Source organism: Nonomuraea sp. NPDC003804, assembly GCF_040610675.1.
GTDB lineage: Bacteria > Actinomycetota > Actinomycetes > Streptosporangiales > Streptosporangiaceae > Nonomuraea.
The window spans coordinates 325,435-340,554 of record NZ_JBEXMT010000004.1 but is presented as its reverse complement, the minus strand read 5'-3'; the positions used below and the strand labels follow the sequence as shown (position 1 = coordinate 340,554).

14 protein-coding genes are annotated in these 15,120 nt (G+C 71.9%); 4 read left to right on the top strand and 10 right to left on the bottom strand.

From position 1 onward, the window contains the following. Positions 1-327: 327 nt before the first annotated feature. Entirely contained in the window at positions 328-1,800 is a 1,473-nt protein-coding gene (locus ABZX22_RS07780; RefSeq protein WP_354906810.1) for an AMP-binding protein, read from the bottom strand. Continuing rightward, positions 1,800-2,846, bottom strand: a complete 1,047-nt coding sequence (locus ABZX22_RS07775) for an LLM class flavin-dependent oxidoreductase (protein ID WP_354906809.1) — start codon at positions 2,844-2,846, stop codon at positions 1,800-1,802. The genes ABZX22_RS07780 and ABZX22_RS07775 overlap by 1 nt, the downstream gene beginning before the upstream one ends. Before the next feature lie 163 nt (positions 2,847-3,009). Here ABZX22_RS07775 and sigJ point away from each other — a divergent pair, with 163 nt between their 5' ends. Further along, the gene (gene sigJ / locus ABZX22_RS07770; protein ID WP_354906808.1) at positions 3,010-3,894 is read left to right on the top strand and encodes an RNA polymerase sigma factor SigJ; all 885 of its coding nucleotides are present in this window, start codon (positions 3,010-3,012) and stop codon (positions 3,892-3,894) included. Positions 3,895-3,935: 41 nt separating this feature from the next. Here the strand turns inward: sigJ and ABZX22_RS07765 are convergent, their stop codons facing one another. After that, on the bottom strand, positions 3,936-4,721 hold the full coding sequence (locus ABZX22_RS07765) for an SAM-dependent methyltransferase (RefSeq protein ID WP_354906807.1): 786 nt from the start codon (positions 4,719-4,721) through the stop codon (positions 3,936-3,938). Between the two features lie 19 nt (positions 4,722-4,740). On the opposite strand from ABZX22_RS07765, the gene ABZX22_RS07760 reads away from it, so the two are divergent. Then, positions 4,741-5,976, top strand: coding sequence for an alpha/beta fold hydrolase (locus tag ABZX22_RS07760; protein WP_354906806.1), 1,236 nt, complete (start codon positions 4,741-4,743; stop codon positions 5,974-5,976). Here the strand turns inward: ABZX22_RS07760 and ABZX22_RS07755 are convergent. The 6 genes from ABZX22_RS07755 to ABZX22_RS07730 all read right to left on the bottom strand — a co-directional run bounded on the left by ABZX22_RS07755 (position 5,973) and on the right by ABZX22_RS07730 (position 12,305). After that, on the bottom strand, positions 5,973-7,385 hold the full coding sequence (locus ABZX22_RS07755; RefSeq protein WP_354906805.1) for an ATP-binding protein: 1,413 nt from the start codon (positions 7,383-7,385) through the stop codon (positions 5,973-5,975). The genes ABZX22_RS07760 and ABZX22_RS07755 overlap by 4 nt on opposite strands. Beyond that, entirely contained in the window at positions 7,382-9,031 is a 1,650-nt protein-coding gene (locus tag ABZX22_RS07750) for an FAD-dependent oxidoreductase (RefSeq protein ID WP_354906804.1), read from the bottom strand. Before ABZX22_RS07750 ends, ABZX22_RS07755 begins: the two co-directional genes overlap by 4 nt. A gap of 66 nt (positions 9,032-9,097) precedes the next feature. Further along, complete coding sequence (locus ABZX22_RS07745) at positions 9,098-9,835, bottom strand: SDR family oxidoreductase (RefSeq protein WP_354906803.1); 738 nt, start codon at positions 9,833-9,835, stop codon at positions 9,098-9,100. 10 nt (positions 9,836-9,845) lie between these two features. Continuing rightward, complete coding sequence (locus ABZX22_RS07740) at positions 9,846-10,892, bottom strand: serine hydrolase domain-containing protein (RefSeq protein WP_354906802.1); 1,047 nt, start codon at positions 10,890-10,892, stop codon at positions 9,846-9,848. Beyond that, positions 10,889-11,788 carry an RNA polymerase sigma-70 factor gene (locus ABZX22_RS07735; protein WP_354906801.1) on the bottom strand — a complete coding sequence of 300 codons (900 nt, stop codon included), beginning with the start codon at positions 11,786-11,788 and terminating at the stop codon, positions 10,889-10,891. The genes ABZX22_RS07740 and ABZX22_RS07735 overlap by 4 nt, the downstream gene beginning before the upstream one ends. 133 nt (positions 11,789-11,921) lie before the next feature. Further along, complete coding sequence (locus ABZX22_RS07730) at positions 11,922-12,305, bottom strand: SSI family serine proteinase inhibitor (RefSeq protein WP_354906800.1); 384 nt, start codon at positions 12,303-12,305, stop codon at positions 11,922-11,924. A gap of 85 nt (positions 12,306-12,390) precedes the next feature. Between ABZX22_RS07730 and ABZX22_RS07725 the strand changes: the two genes are divergently transcribed. Next, positions 12,391-13,032, top strand: coding sequence for a ThuA domain-containing protein (locus ABZX22_RS07725; RefSeq protein ID WP_354906799.1), 642 nt, complete (start codon positions 12,391-12,393; stop codon positions 13,030-13,032). Here ABZX22_RS07725 and ABZX22_RS07720 read toward each other — a convergent pair. After that, on the bottom strand, positions 12,980-13,648 hold the full coding sequence (locus tag ABZX22_RS07720; protein ID WP_354906798.1) for a MerR family transcriptional regulator: 669 nt from the start codon (positions 13,646-13,648) through the stop codon (positions 12,980-12,982). The two genes, ABZX22_RS07725 and ABZX22_RS07720, sit on opposite strands and share 53 nt — an antisense overlap. A gap of 386 nt (positions 13,649-14,034) precedes the next feature. On the opposite strand from ABZX22_RS07720, the gene ABZX22_RS07715 reads away from it, so the two are divergent. Next, positions 14,035-15,096: an acetyl-CoA acetyltransferase gene (locus ABZX22_RS07715; RefSeq protein WP_354906797.1), complete on the top strand. Its 1,062-nt coding sequence runs from the start codon at positions 14,035-14,037 to the stop codon at positions 15,094-15,096. Positions 15,097-15,120 lie beyond the last annotated feature (24 nt).

The window sequence follows — 15,120 nt, the reverse complement described above, 5'->3', positions numbered from 1 at the left end:
CTGACGCGCTGACGCGCTGACGCGCTGACGCGCTGACGCGCTGACGCGCTGACGCGCTGACGCGCTGACGCGCTGACGCGCTGACGCGCTGACGCGCTGACGCGCGACTCGGTGCGGGCTACCGGAACGTCTCGAGCAGGCCGCGTTCGACGCGGTGATCGCGGCGGGCACCCCGGGTGTTCGGCCGCGGATCACGAGGACCGCCTGCGCGGCGTGAGTCGGCACCCTGGGCGTTCGGCCGCGGGCCACGAGGGCCGCCTGCGCGCGGCGTGAGTCGGTCCCCCGGGTGTTCGGCCGCGGGCCACGAGGGCCCGCGCGCCGCGTGAGTCAGTTCCCGGGGTAGTTGCCCCCTCCGTGGGCGGCGTCCAGGGCGTCGTAGTCGGGCGTGAAGCCCTTCTTCGGGATGGACTCCACGAAGTCGACGTGCCGGGGCCGCTTGTAGCCCGCCAGTTGCCCCCTGACGTGCTCGATCAGCTCGTCCGCCGACGCCTCGCCCTTCAGCGCCACCACGGCCTTCACCGCCTGGTGCCATCGGGCGTCGGGCACCCCGATGACCGCGGCGTCGGCCACCGCGGGATGCGATCTGAGCGCCCGCTCCACCTCCGCGGGATAGACGTTCTCGTTGCCCGACTTGATCATCCGGAGCTTGGGGCCGATGAACGTGATCGTGCCGTCGGGCTCGCGCCTGCCCAGGTCGCCGGTGTGGTGCCAGCCGTACAGGGATTTCTGGGCGTTGAGCTCGGGCCGGGCGAAATATCCGGAGAAGAGGGTCTTGCCGCGGGCGCAGATCTCGCCCACCTCGCCGGCGGGCACCTCGCTCCCGTCGGCGGCCAGGATGCGCACCTGGACCAGCGGCGAGGGCCGGCCGGCGAACCCGGCCGCGCCGGGCGCGAGGCCCAGGAAGGTGAGCATGCCACCGACCTCGGTCTGCCCGTAGCCGCCCATCTTCGACCTGCACCACGGCGAGTCGTCGGGCGTGGTCATCTCGTCCCACTCCGCCGAGTGCGAGACGAACCGCAGCGACGACAGGTCGTACTTGCGCTCCGCGTTCGCCGCCACCACCGCGTCGATCATCTGGCCGAACAGGAACGCCTGCGTCACCTTCTCGGCGTCGACCAGGCGGCAGACCTCCTCGGCCTCGAAGGAGGGGGTGAAGACGTTGGTGCCGCCGATCTGCAGCGTCGCCAGGCAGAACATCATCGTGCCGACGTGGAAGAGCGGCCCGCTGTTGAGGAAGGTGAAGCCCGGTTCCATCTGCCTGACCACCAGCAGGGAGGTGCCGTGCGCGAGCAGCGCGGCGCTGCTGAGCAGGGCCGCGCTGGGACGGCCGGCGAAGGCGGCGGTGTAGAGGGCCAGGGCGGGGACCGTGTCGTCGACCGGCGGTAGCCCGTCGAGGGCGGCGCCCTCCTCGACGAGCGCGGCGTAGTCCTCGACCCACGCCTCGGTGGCCAGCGGCGCGGCGGCCTCCGACCGTTCCCACACCACCACGGCGGGCGCGAGGTCCTCGACGACGAACCGCAGCTCGTCGGTGGACTGGCGCCAGTTGGCAGGGCAGAAGACCGCTCCGAGGCGGGAACAGGCCAGCAGCAGTTCCAGGACGGCGTGCGAGTTCTGGCCGAGCCACAGCACCCGCTCGCCCGCCGTCACACCCCTGCCCGCCAGCGCGCCGGCCAGGCGGGAGACCCGCGCGTCGAGCTCGGGATAGGTGAGCCGGACCTCGCCGTCGACCACCGCCGTCACCTGCGGGCGGCTGCGGGCGTGCTCGGCCAGGACGTCGGAGAGTGTCAGCGAGTGGATCATCACGCCTCCTGGAACGCGGGTATCACCTCGGTCGCGAAGAACCGCATGACCTTCTTCATCTCCTCCAGCGGCATCGGGCGCGTGCTGCCGAAGTCGCACAGCAGGGTGGAGAACCCGGCCGCCTTCAGCACGCCGATCTGCTCGATCACCCGCGCGGGATCGCCGATGACCTCCAGCTGCTCCCAGCGGAAGTCGTTGGAGACCGAGCCGCCCTTGAGGTAGCGGTCCTGGTAGTACTCGAAGCCCTGGGCGGCCTTGCCGGTCTTCGGGTCGATGGGCGCGCTGCGCTCGTTGAAGATCCGCGAGCGGTCGAAGGCCGCCTCGAACCTCGCCTGGTCCTCGCGCGCCTGCTCGACGGTCGGCGCCACGTGGACGCTGCGGGCGACGACCAGGTCGGCCGTCGCCGTTCCGGCCGACTCGCGCCAGGTCTCGGCCGCCTTCACGACCTTGCGGAACGGCGCGGCGGGGTCGGCCAGGATCGGCAGGCCGCGCTCGCCGTACATGGTGACGGTCTCGGGGGAGACGGCGGCGACGTGGATCGGCGGGTACGGCGTCTGCAGCGGCCTGGGCGTCAGCGAGACCTCGCCCGTCCGGTAGAACTTGCCCTCGTGCTGGAAGGACTCCTGGGTCCACAGGCCCAGGATCACCTCCAGCGCCTCGTTGAAGCGGTCGCGCGCCTCGGCCAGGTCGATGCCGAAGCCCTCGAACTCGAAGCTCTGGTAGCCGCGGCCGATGCCCAGGTCGAGCCTGCCGCCTGACAGCACGTCGACGAGGGCCGCCTCCTCGGCGACGTGGACCGGGTTGTGCAGCGGCAGCACGACGATGCCGGTGCCCAGGCGGATCCGCTCGGTGCGGGCGGCGGCGTGGGCGAGCAGCGTGAACAGGTTCGGGACCACGCCGTAGTCGCGGAAGTGGTGCTCGGCCAGCCGTACCCCGTGGAAGCCCAGCTCCTCGGCCAGCTCGATGAGCTCAAGGTGGTAGTCGTAGACGTCCTTGAAGCTCTGCCCGTCGAACCGGTGGAAGAGATGGAAGGTGGAGAACCTCATGCGTCCGCCCTTCGGCTGATAAACCAAGCGCTCGCTTGGGAGCGTACCAGCTTCCCGCCCCGCCCGATAGGAAGGCGCGCGACGAGCCCCGGTCACATCCGCCGGGTTCCAGGGGTCTACCGTTACGACACCCCGCAAGGAAGGAAGGAAGGAACGTGACACGGTGGACGAGCGCGAACGGCTGAGCGAGCGGTTCGAGGAGCACCGGCCTCGGCTGCGAGCGGTGGCCTACCGGATGCTCGGCTCGGTGAGCGAGGCCGACGACGCCGTCCAGGACAGCTGGCTGCGGTTCAGCCGCGCCGACACCAGCGATGTGGAGAACCTCGGCGCGTGGCTGACGACGGTGGCGGCGCGCGTGTGCCTGAACGTGCTGCGCTCGCGCGAGCAGCGCCGTGAGGACCCCCTCGACGTGTCCATGCCCGACCCGATCATCGGCTCCGCGTCCGTGATCGACCCGGAGCGGCAGGCGCTGCTGGCCGACTCGGTCGGGCTGGCGCTGCTGGTGGTCCTGGAGACGCTGTCACCGGCCGAGCGGCTGGCGTTCGTGCTGCACGACATGTTCGCCGTGCCGTTCGAGGAGATCGCCCCGATGATCGAACGGTCGCCGGCGGCGGCACGGCAGCTCGCGAGCCGCGCCCGCCGCCGCGTCCAGGGGCAGGCCCCGGCTCCCGACCCCGACCTCGGCCGCCAGCGTGACGTCGTCGACGCCTTCTTCGCCGCCGCCCGCGACGGCGACTTCGAGGCGCTCGTCGCCGTGCTCCACCCCGACGTCGTGCTGCGCTCCGACGGCGGCCTCGCGCGGGCCCGCCACACCGTCGTGTTCACCGGCGCGCGGACCGTCGCCGAGCAGGCGGTCACGTTCGGGAAGCTGTCGCCGTTCGCCCGCCCGGCGCTGGTCAACGGAACGGCCGGCGTCGTGGTCGCCGCCAACGGCCGGCCGCTGTCCGTCATGGGCTTCACCGTCACGGGCGGGCAGATCGTGGCCATCGACGTGCTGTCCGACCCCGAGCGGCTCCAGCGGCTCGACCTGACGGCCCTGGACGGCTGACGCCTCCGCCGGCGGGCCCCTCGGCGCTCGCCGGCGGGTGGTCAGCCCTTGCGGCCCACCCCGCCGAGCAGGTAGTCGCCCACGCCCTGCAACGGCGCCAGCTCGGCCACCTCCGGCCGCCATTCGGCCACGTTGACCAGTCCGGGCTCGACCAGCTCCAGGCCGTCGAAGAACGGCGTGACCTCGGCGCGGTCGCGCAGCCTGATGCCCGCGGTGGCCAGGTCGTAGACCGAGGCGATGTCCTCCGACTCCACCGGACGGTTGGGGCAGGCATGCGAGAGCACCAGGTAGCTGCCGGGCGCCATCCGCTCCTTCAGCCTGCCGATGATGCGCTCGGGGTCGTCGGTGTCCTGCACGAAGTGGAGCACGGCCACGACCAGGATCGCGACCGGCTCGTCGAAGTCGAGCAGCCGGCGCGCCTCGGGGCTGTCGAGGACGGCCTCGGGCAGGCGCAGGTCGCCCTGCGCGACGTCGACCCCCTCGGCGCCCGACAGGATGGCCCTGGCATGGGTCAGCACGATGGGGTCGTTGTCCACGTAGACCACGCGAGCGTCCGGCCCTGCCACCTCGTGCACGTTCCCCTGGGTCGGCAGCCCGGTGCCGATGTCCAGGAACTGCCTGATGCCCCGCCCGGCCAGGAACCGGACGGCGCGCTGCATGAACGCGCGGTTCTCCCTGGCGGCCTGCCGCGTCTCCGGGACGACGGCGAGCACCTTCTCGGCGGCCTCCCGGTCGGCCCGGAAGTTGTCCTTGCCGCCGAGGTAGTAGTCGTACATGCGGGCCACGCTGGGAATGTGAGGGTTGATGCCAGGGGGAGCCTCATCCATGAAATGTGATCATAGGGGAGTGAATGTCACTCTGCCGGGCCTGCGAGCCACCGATCACGAGTTCACCGTCCCGCTCGACCACGCGGACCCGGACGGCCCCGCCATCACGGTCTTCGCCCGCGAGATCGCCGATCCGGCCCGCTCGGGCCTGCCGTGGGCGCTGTTCCTGCAGGGCGGGCCCGGCGGCCGGTCGCCCAGGCTCACCGGGCCCGCGCACTTCGCGCACATCCTGAAGACCCACCGGGTGCTCCTCCTCGACCAGCGCGGCACCGGCCGCAGCACCCCCGCCGACGCCTCCTCGCCCGAGAAGCCCGACGACCTGGCCGCCTATCTCAGGCACTTCCGCGCCGACGCCATCGTCGCCGACTGCGAGCACATCCGCGCCAAGCTCGGCATCGAGCAGTGGGAGACGTGGGGGCAGAGCTACGGCGGCTTCGTGACCCTCACCTACCTGTCGCAGGCGCCCGCCGCGCTCAGGGCCTGCCACATCACCGGGGGCCTGCCGGGGCTGGAGGCGACCGCCGACGAGGTCTACACCCGCACCTACGCGCGGGTGCGCGACAAGGTCACCCGCTACTACCGGAGCTTCCCCGAGGACGCCGAGAAGGTGCGGCGGATCGTCGCCCACCTCGACGAGTCCGAGGTGCTGCTGCCGGACGGCGACCGCCTCACCTCCAGGCGCTTCAGGACGCTCGGCCTGCGCCTCGGCACCGGCGACGGCGCCGCCTCGCTGCACTGGCTGCTCGACGACGCCTGGGCCGGCGGCCGGCTGTCCGACGCCTTCCTGTACGAGGTCATGACCGCGACGGGCTTCGTGGGCAACCCGCTGTACGCGGTCCTGCACGAGCCGATCTACGCCCAGGGCGCCGCCACCTCGTGGGCCGCGGCCAGGGTGATGCCGGAGGACTTCGCCGCCCCCGAGATGTTCACCGGCGAGATGATCTACCCCTGGATGTTCGACGAGATCCGCTCGCTGCGGCCGTTCAAGGAGGCGGCCGAGCGGCTCGCCTCCTACACCGACTGGCCCGCCCTCTACGACCCGGAGCGGCTGGCCGGCAACCAGGTGCCCGTCGCCGCCGTCGTCTACCACGACGACATGTACGTCGACGCCGACCTGTCGCTGGAGACGGCAGGCCGGGTCGCCAACACGCGCGTGTGGGTGACCAACGAGTTCGAGCACGACGGCTTCAGGGTCGCCGCCGACCGCGTGGTGCCGCGGCTGACGGACATGATCGCCGGTCGGTGCCAGGGCTAGGCGGGGGCCTCGCGGAGCGGTAGCCGTACCTCGAACCAGGTGTCGCCGGGCACCGATCGCACCTTCAGCTCGCCGTTGTGGCGGCCCGCCACGATCCGGTAGGAGATGTCCAGCCCGAGCCCGGTGCCCTTGCCCACCGTCTTGGTGGTGAAGAACGGCTCGAAGATGCGCTCCTTGATCTCGTCGGGCACGCCGGGACCGGTGTCGCCGATCTCGATGATCGCCTCGTCCTCGTCGTGGGCGGTGCGGATCGTGAGCGTGCCCTCCTCGCCCATGGCGTCGAGCGCGTTGTGGATCAGGTTCGTCCACACCTGGTTGAGCTCGCCGCCGTAGGCGGGGATGTCCGGCAGAGTCCGGTCGTAGTCGGTGACCACGGACACGCCGGGCGGGATCTTCCCCCTGAAGATCGCCAGCGTGCTGTCGAGCAGGTCGTGCACGTCCAGCACGCTGTACGGCGCGCGGTCCATCTGGGAGTACTGCTTGGCGGAGTCGAGCAGCGACGTGATCCGCTCGGTGGCCTCGGTCACCTCGCTCAGCATCTGCGAGATCTCCGTGGCCTGCGACAGCCAGCGCAGCGCCACGCCGGCGTGCTCGTCGCCCACCTTGGTGCGGATCCTGTCCAGCGTGTCGAGCGTGAACCCGGCGTTCACCAGCGAGGGAGCCAGCTCCCACGCGTCGTCGACGCCCATCTCCTCCAGCGCCTCGCCCACGGTGTCCTCGGCGTCGGAGATCTCCAGCGGGGACCGAGGGGGCAGCGTGCCGACCGCCTGCGCGCAGGCGTCGGACATCTCGACCAGGTGCAGCAGCTTCTGCGGCGGTATCCCGTGGGCCGCCAGCTCGGCCAGCTGGACGCGGGAGGCCCTGATGCTGGTCCGCAGCTCGCTCACGGCGCGCACGGCCGCCGCCGCGGGGTTGTTCAGCTCGTGCGTGAGGCCCGCGGTGATCGTGCCGAGCGCGGTGAGCCGCTGGCGCCTGTCGATGATCTCGCGCGCCGCCCGCCCGCCGTACGTCATGCCCTCCAGCAGGTGGAAGGCCATGGGGAACCACTCGGTGACGATGTGGCCGAACTTCTTGGCCGGCAGCACGAACAGGCGCGACGGCGCGGTGGCGCGCAGCGAGTGCTGGTAGACGTCGGGCGCGCGGTTGCCCAGGTAGGCCTGGACGGCGCCGGCGTAGACGCCGGGCTGGGAGGTGCGCGGCTGGGCGACCGGCCCCGCGCTGGTGTCGGTCAGCATCTGCACCTCGCCCTCGATGAGGACGAAGAAGTGCTCGGACGGCTCGCCCTGCCGCAGGACGAAGGAGTCCCTGTCGTAGGAGCGGACCTCGCCCTTGGTGGCCAGCAGGGTCAGCTGCTCGTCGGTCAGCCGCTCGAAGAGGAAGAGCTTGCGCAGTTCGTCTATGTCGATCATTGCTTCTCCATGTAGCGGTGCACCAGAGCGACGGCCATCGCGCCCTCGCCCACGGCGGAGGCGACCCGCTTGATCGAGTCCGCGCGCACGTCTCCCGCGGCGAACACGCCGGGGACGTTGGTCTCCAGGAAGTACGGCTGGCGCCGCAGCGGCCAGTTGCGCGGCCGCTCGCCGGACGCCACCAGATCGGGCCCGGTGATGACGAACCCCTTGGCGTCGCGCTCGATGCCGTCGCCCAGCCAGGTCGTGTACGGCTCGGCACCGATGAAGACGAACAGCCACTGCGCGTCGGCCGACCACTCCTCGCCCCTGGTGGTCAGCATCAGCCGTTCGAGGTGGTCGTCTCCGGAGCCGGCGGTCACCTCGGTCTCGTAGTGGACCTCGATGGTGGGGATCGCGGCGATCTGCTCGATGAGGTAGTGGGACATGGACTTCTCCAAACCGTCACCCCTCACCAACAAGTGGACCTTGCTGGCGAATCCCGCCAGGTAGACGGCCGCCTGCCCGGCCGAGTTGGCCGCGCCGACGATGAAGACCTCGCTGTCGCGGCAGGAGGGCGCCTCGGTGAGCGCGGCGCCGTAGTAGACGCCCCTGCCGACGAAGTCGTCGAGCCCCGGCGCCTCCAGCCTGCGGTAGGTGACGCCGGTGGCGAGGATGACCGCGTGCGCCGCGATCTGGCCGCCGTCCCTGAAGCCGACGACCCTGGCCTGGCCCTTGGCCTCCAGGCTCATGACCTTGCGCGCGGTCAGCAGCTCCGCGCCGAACTTCAGCGCCTGCCTGCGGGCCCGGTCGGCCAGCTGGGCGCCGGAGACGCCGTCGGGGAAGCCCAGGTAGTTCTCGATGCGCGAGCTCTGCCCCGCCTGGCCGCCCGAGGCGTGCGCCTCGACCAGCACCGTGCGCAACCCCTCCGACGCGCCGTAGACGGCGGCGCCGAGGCCCGCGGGCCCGCCGCCGATCACGATGAGGTCGTAGAAGTCGGTGGACGGCGTCGTGGACAGGCCCACGGCCGAGGCCAGCGTCGACTGGTCGGGTGCCTGCAGCTGCTCGCCCTCCGCGGTGATCACCAGCGGCAGGTGGCAGTCGCCGCCGACGGCCGCCACCAGCTGCTGCCCCTCGGGGTCTTCGGCGAGCATCCACTGGTAGGGGACGTGGTTGCGGGACAGGAAGTCACGCACCCGGTAGGAGTGGGCCGACCAGCGGTCGCCCACGACCTGCAGCTCGGCCTTGACCTGCCGGTCGGTGCGCTGCCACGCGTCGAGCTGGCCGTCGATCACCGGGTAGAACTTCTCCTCCGGCGGATCCCACGGCTTGAGCAGGTAGTGGTCGAGGTCGACCACGTTGATCGCCTGGATGGCGGCGTCGGTGTCGGCGTAGGCGGTCAGCAGCACCCGGCGCGCGAACGGGAACATGTCCATCGCCGCCTCGAGGAACTGCACGCCGTTCATCTGCGGCATCCGGTAGTCGGCGAGGATCGCGGCCACTTCGTCGCCGCGCAGGCGCATCTCGCGGACCGCCTCGATGCCCTGCTCGGCCGTCTCGGCGCGCACGATGCGGTACTGCTGGCCGTACTTCTTCCGAAGGTCGCGGGCGACCGCCCTCGACACGCCCGGGTCGTCGTCGACCGTCACGATGACCGGCTTGTCCATGCCCCCGTCCTTCCCTTTCGCTTCTACACGAAGGATGTCATGGGTTGGCGGGTGCTGGATCTGCCGTCAGGCCACCACCCTGCTCTCCCCGCCGTCGACCAGCAGGGACACGCCGTTGACGAAGGACGCCCTGTCGCCGGCCAGGAACGCGATCACGTCGCCGACCTCCTCGGGGCGGCCGATGCGGCCGAGGGGCGTGCTGCCGGTGTGGCCGAGCGAGCGCAGCCGCTCGGTGTCGATCGGGCCCGGGCACACGTTGTTCACCAGGACGCCGTCCTCGCCGACCTCCCTGGCCAGGGACCGCACCACGCCGGCGACCGCCGTGCGGGTGGCGTTGGACAGCGCCAGCCCGTCGATCACCTCGCGCACCGACCTGCTCGTCACGGTGACGATGCGGCCCCAGCCGCGCGAGCGCATGTCGGGCAGCACCGCCCGCATCAGGCGCACCGTGCCCAGCAGGTTGCGCTGCACGGCCACCTCCCAGTCGGCCAGGCTCACCTCGACGAAGGTGCCCGCGGGCGGCCCGCCCGCGTTGGCGACCAGGATGTCGATCGGCCCCAGCACCTCGCGCGTCTCGGCCACCACCCGCTCGGCCGCGGCGGGGTCCTCGACGTCGGCGAGGACGGCGTGCACCACGTGGCCGAACTCCTGCAGCTCCACCACCGCGTCGGCGAGCCGTTCGGGGCTGCGCGCGCAGACGCACACGTCGCAGCCCTCCCGCGCCAGCGCCTTGGCGGCGGCCAGCCCGATGCCCGCGCTACCACCGGTGACCAGTGCGACCTTGCCCGAGATGCCGAGATCCATGACAGCGAGACTACCGATCGCAGAACTGGGTCGCCGCGATCTCCATCACCTGCTCGGTCGACGGGTTGCGGGCCGCCGGATTGATCGACAGCGTGAGCGAGCGCCCGTCGTCCGAACGGAAGGCGAAGGTGAGGTAGCCGATCAGCTCGCCGCTGTGCCCCCAGACCTTCGTGCCGCACGGCAGCCGGTAGGCCTGCAGGCCGAGGCCGTAGTCGAAGCCGGCGCCCGTGGGAACCGCGGTGCGCATCGCGGCCAGGGAGGCGGCGCTGGTGAGCTTGCCGGTGAGCAGCGCGTCGAAGAAGCGGTCCAGGTCACGCGCCGTGGAGATCATCTCGCCGGCCGCCCAGTCGAGCGAGGGGTTCATGAGCGTGGCGTCGACCAGGTCGCCGCCCGGCAGCGGCTCGTAGCCGCGGGCGTGCGGCTCCGGCAGGCCCGGCCGGTCGCCCGGCACGCTGGTCTGCCGCAGCCCGAGCGGCCGCAGGATCCTGCGCGCGACCTCCTCCCCGTACGGCCGGCCGGTCACCTTCTCCACCAGCAGCCCGGCCACGACGTAGTTGGTGTTGGAGTAGTGCCATCTGCCGTCGTCGGGCAGCTTCCCGGCGAAGGCCACCTTCAGCAGCGCGGCGGGGGAGTAGTGGCGGAAGCGGTCCTTCCCGCGCCAGCGGTTGGTGGAGTACCCGGGCTCGCTCATGTAGTCGTGGAGGTGGCTGGTGTGGTCGAGGATCTGCCGCACGGTGATCCGCCCGCCGTCCGGCACCTGACCCGGCAGGTACCGGTCGATCGGGTCGTCCAGCGCGACCTTCCCCTCGTCCACCAGCTGCAGGACCACCGTGGCCACGAAGGTCTTGGTGACGCTGCCGATCCTGAAGTGGCCCTCGGGGGCGGCGGGCCGTCCAGACCTGAGGTCGCGCACCCCGGCGGCGCCCGCCCACGCGGTGCGCTCGTCGCTCAGCCGCACGAGGGCGGCCGTCTTCGGCAACGCCTCCAGCCGCTCCTGCACCGCCGCACCAGGGAGGGTCACCACAGCCGCCATCAGCAGGTTCAAGAAAGAGATCATGTGGAAGACGGTAGGGAAGGAGGTGGTGCCCCGATAATGCGGTTTTCCTCCTGGTCGCCCTGTGGGAAACCGCGGAGCTTGTCGGGGTTCATCACGGTGTAGATGCCGTGGACCAGGCCGTCGCGGACGTCGACGAAGGCCACCTGGTCCCGTCCCCCGACCGTGAGCCGGAGCGCGGGAGCGCCGTTGGCCTCGACGATCCCGCCCTCGAAGGCGTACCGGTCGGTGAGCCCGGTGAGGAAGGCCAGCACCTTGTCGCGGCCGTGGATCGGCCTGAGCGCGGCGCGGACCCGGCCGCCGCCGTCGGTCCAGATCGCCACGTCGTCGCTGAGCATCGAGGTGAGCGCGGACAGGTCGCCGCCCTGCGCGGCGTCGAGGAAGCGGCGCAGCAGCCTGGCGTGCTCCTCGGTGCTCGGCTGGAAGCGTCCGCGGCTCTCGGCCAGCCGTACGGAGGCGCGGTGGTGCATCTGGCGGCAGTTGGCCCGGCTGGCGCCGACGATCTCCGCGATCTCCTCGTACGGCAGGTCGAACGCCTCCCTGAGCACGAACACCGCCCGCTCGGGAGGGGACAGGCGCTCCATCAGGTGCATGGTGGCGTACGAGAGGGTGTCGCGCAGCTCGGCCGTGTCCAGCGGGCCCACCTCGGCGGTCGGCGCGGGCTCCGGCAGCCACGGGCCGGTGTAGGCCTCCCGCCTGACCCGCGCGGACCTGAGCTGGTCGAGCGCCAGCCGGGACACGATGGTCACGAGGAAGGCGCGCGGCTCCTCGACCCTGCTCTGGTCGGTGCCGCTCCAGCGCAGCCAGGCTTCCTGGACGATGTCCTCGGCGTCCCACATGCTGCCGAGCAGGCGGTAGGCGAGCCCCAGCAGCATTGGGCGGTATGTCGCGAAATCCACGGTTCGAATCATGCCGGGTCGTGTCTCCACGGCCATCCGGTCATCAGGGGCCGTCCCTACGCGGATCGTCTCACCGGAGGCGCCCGGAGGCACGGGCGACGGGGGCGCCGATCCTGCGCGCGAAGGCCCTCGGCTACAGGTCGAATACCGACCCCGTGGACAGGAGCATCTCGCAGCGGTTGCCGAAGGTCCGCTCGAAGTGGACCGACGAGCCCTCCCACCACCCGGTCAGCTCGGCCACGCGCGGGTCGTACTCCCTGGTGCACATGCCCTGCTCGGCGGGATGGCGGGCCAGATCGCCCTCGACGGTATCCAGCAGGGCGCAGGAGGTGGCGGCCTGCGGATGGGCGCCGCCCTCCGGGTCGCAGGTCAGGCTCACCACGCGGGTCCATCCGCTGGGGACGGTGACCTGGACGATGAAGAGCGCTCGCGAGGACGAGGCGGGCGCGGCCGAGGCGGTCGCGGAGGTGGCGATCAGGGCGGCGGTGGCGAGTGCCGCGATCTTGACGAATCTCATGCCGGGATGGTGCCCAAGATCGAGTTTTCCCCCGGCCAGCGAACGGCCATGGATTTCCCTCGGCGATCCGTGATGAAGTCGTGATGTGGCGAGAAATCTGATTCTCTCAGGAGGCCTGTTCCACGACTTCGACGCCACGTCGGCCGCGCTCGCCGGAGTGCTGGCCGACGTCGGGGTGGAGTCCGACATCACCGACGACATCGCGGGGGCGCTGGGCGAGCCGTCGGAGTACCAGCTCATCACGGTCAACGCCCTGCGCTGGCGGCAGAAGGGCTTCACGCTGCCCGCCGAGGCCCGCACCACGCTGCTCGACCATCTGGAGCGGGGCGGCGGCCTGCTGTGCATGCACGCCGCCTCCGTCTGCTTCGACGACTGGCAGGGCTGGCCGCGCGTGCTCGGCGCCCGGTGGGTCTGGGGCGCCTCGCACCACCCGCCGCTCGGCTGGCAGAGCGTCCGGGTCCTCGGCGGTCACCCGATCGTGGAGGGGCTGCGCGACTTCGACCTGGTGGACGAGGTCTACAGCGACCTGGAGGTGCTGCCCGACGTCCACCCGCTGGCCTCCGCGCTGGGCCAGCCGATGGTCTGGGCCCGCCCGGTACGGCGCGGCCGGGTCGTCTACGACGCCCTCGGCCACGACACCCGCTCCTACGACAACGAGGTGCATCGCACGCTGCTCAAGCGGGCGGCGCTGTGGCTGCTGAAGCGCCCTTTGGTGCTGGGGGACTGACCTTCAGCCGGCGGGCCGACTCCGACTCCTGCGCCAGGCGGCGCAGCACGTCGAAGGCCTTGCCGTACAGCACGGTGCCGAGGACCAGGGCCTCCACGGCCGCGTCGCGCGGGCCGTCCAGCGGGATGGTGTCGAGCTCGACCTCGGTGACCAGCTGGTGCGCGGCGCGGGCGTAGGGGGTCAGGTCGGTGCTGAGGCCGAGCTGGCGGAGCTTGACGAGGGTCTGGGCCAGCTCGTCGCGGCCGGGGGCGGTCATGGACACCTGCCAGCCGAGGTCGTCGATCATGCGGTCGGCATGCTCGCGGGCGGCGGTCCACTCCTCGCCCTCGCCCGCCTCGACGGTGGGGCTGATCGCGTAGTGCGCGGTGCCGAGCATGTAGTGCACGGGCAGACTCTCGTCGTCGACCGCGTCGATCACCTTCTTGATCGAGGTGATCGGCAGGCGGCCCACCTCCAGCAGCGCTCTGATCAGCCGCAGCCTGCGCAGGTGCGACTCGTCGTACTCGGCGCGGGTGGCCGCCACCTGCTCGCCGGGGTGGAGGAGGCCTTCCCGCAGGTAGTACTTGATGGTGGCGATGGGCACGCCCGACTCGGCGCTCAGCTGGGACATCCGCATATTTGGATAGTACTACTACCCAACGTGGCCGCATCCGTTCCCCATCATGCCCGGATCGGGGCGGCGTCTCACCTCCCGTCTGGTGACCCTAACAAGCGCTTGCCTAACTTGGTGGGCCGCACTAGCGTGACGGGCGGGGCGATCTCCCGTCGCGACGCCACCCGCGACCGGACCACGGGACCGCCGCCCGCCGTCCGGATCGCGCCCCGCCGGCGGGCGGCATTCCCCGCCGACCGGGGCGCCGGCGGCGGAGCACGGTGGGCGCGGGGCGCGGTGGGCGCGGAGCAGGGCGGGCGCGGAACGCGGCGGGCGGAACGCGGCGACGGGTCAAGGCGGCGGGCCACGGCGGCGGGCCACGCGGCGGGCCACGGCAGATCGGGAGGAGCATGCGCGGCAGGATCGCCGGGATCGGGATGACGTCCCTCAGCCGGGCCTCCGGCCGGACGGAGCTGGCGCTGGCGGTCGAGGCGGCCGAGCTGGCCTGCGCCGACGCGGGCCTCGACCCCCGCGAGATCGACGCCCTCCTGAGCTACCACCTCAACGACTCCGCGCCCGTGGTGCAGGTCGCCAGGGCGCTCAGGATCGACCGCCTCGGCTGGCACAACGACATCTCCGGCGGCGGTACCCAGGCCGCCTCCGTCCTCGGCGACGCGGCGATGCTCATCGAGTCGGGGCTGGCGCGCCACGTGCTGGTCTACCGCGCGCTCAACGGCCGCTCGGGCAGGCGCATGAACACCGTCTCGACCGGCCCGCAGGAGCGCTTCACCATCCCCTACGGCATGGCCGGCCCCATCCCCATGTTCGCCATGGCCGCCACCCGCTACCTGCACGACACGGGTCTCGCGGCGGAGCACCTGCACGCCGTCGTCGCCCAGTCCCGCAGGAACGCCGCCGCCAACGAGCGGGCGCTGCGCCGCGACCCGCTCACGTTCGAGGCCTACCTGGACGCGCCGCTCGTCTGCAGCCCGCTGCGGACGGTCGACTGCTGCCAGGAGACCGACGGCGCCTGCGCACTGGTCGTCAGCGCGGCGCTGCCGGGGCCGCGCGTCCACGCCGTGGTGCGGGGCGGCGGGCCCGGCTGCTCGGCGATGGACCGCTCGCCGGACGTCACGGCCGTCTTCTCCGCGTACGTGGCTCCCATGCTCTGGGCCGCGTCCGGCATGCGGCCCGCCGATGTGCGGGCGGCGTTGCTCTACGACGCCTACTCGTGGCTGGTGCCGCGCCAGCTGGAGGACTTCGGCCTGGTGGGACGGCCCGACCTCGGCGCCTACCTGCTGGCCGGGCGGCACGCGTGGGTCAACCCGCACGGCGGGCTGCTGTCGGAGGGGTACGTCCACGGGCTCAACAACGTGGCCCAGGCCGTCCGGGAGGTGCGGGCGGGCGCGGAGGTCGCGCTGGTGACCGGGTTCGGCGGCTCGTACGGCAGCGCCGCCCTCCTCACCGCCTGACCGGCCCCGCGCGGGCCGGCTGGA

Bases quoted from the DNA above. Each gene is read 5' to 3' on its own strand.
- ABZX22_RS07780 (WP_354906810.1), bottom strand. From the start codon at position 1,800: ATGATCCACTCGCTGACACTCTCCGACGTCCTGGCCGAGCACGCCCGC.
- ABZX22_RS07775 (WP_354906809.1), bottom strand. From the start codon at position 2,846: ATGAGGTTCTCCACCTTCCATCTCTTCCACCGGTTCGACGGGCAGAGC.
- ABZX22_RS07765 (WP_354906807.1), bottom strand. From the start codon at position 4,721: ATGGATGAGGCTCCCCCTGGCATCAACCCTCACATTCCCAGCGTGGCC.
- ABZX22_RS07755 (WP_354906805.1), bottom strand. From the start codon at position 7,385: ATGATCGACATAGACGAACTGCGCAAGCTCTTCCTCTTCGAGCGGCTG.
- ABZX22_RS07750 (WP_354906804.1), bottom strand. From the start codon at position 9,031: ATGGACAAGCCGGTCATCGTGACGGTCGACGACGACCCGGGCGTGTCG.
- ABZX22_RS07745 (WP_354906803.1), bottom strand. From the start codon at position 9,835: ATGGATCTCGGCATCTCGGGCAAGGTCGCACTGGTCACCGGTGGTAGC.
- ABZX22_RS07740 (WP_354906802.1), bottom strand. From the start codon at position 10,892: ATGATCTCTTTCTTGAACCTGCTGATGGCGGCTGTGGTGACCCTCCCT.
- ABZX22_RS07730 (WP_354906800.1), bottom strand. From the start codon at position 12,305: ATGAGATTCGTCAAGATCGCGGCACTCGCCACCGCCGCCCTGATCGCC.
- ABZX22_RS07720 (WP_354906798.1), bottom strand. From the start codon at position 13,648: ATGCGGATGTCCCAGCTGAGCGCCGAGTCGGGCGTGCCCATCGCCACC.
- ABZX22_RS07715 (WP_354906797.1), top strand. From the start codon at position 14,035: ATGCGCGGCAGGATCGCCGGGATCGGGATGACGTCCCTCAGCCGGGCC.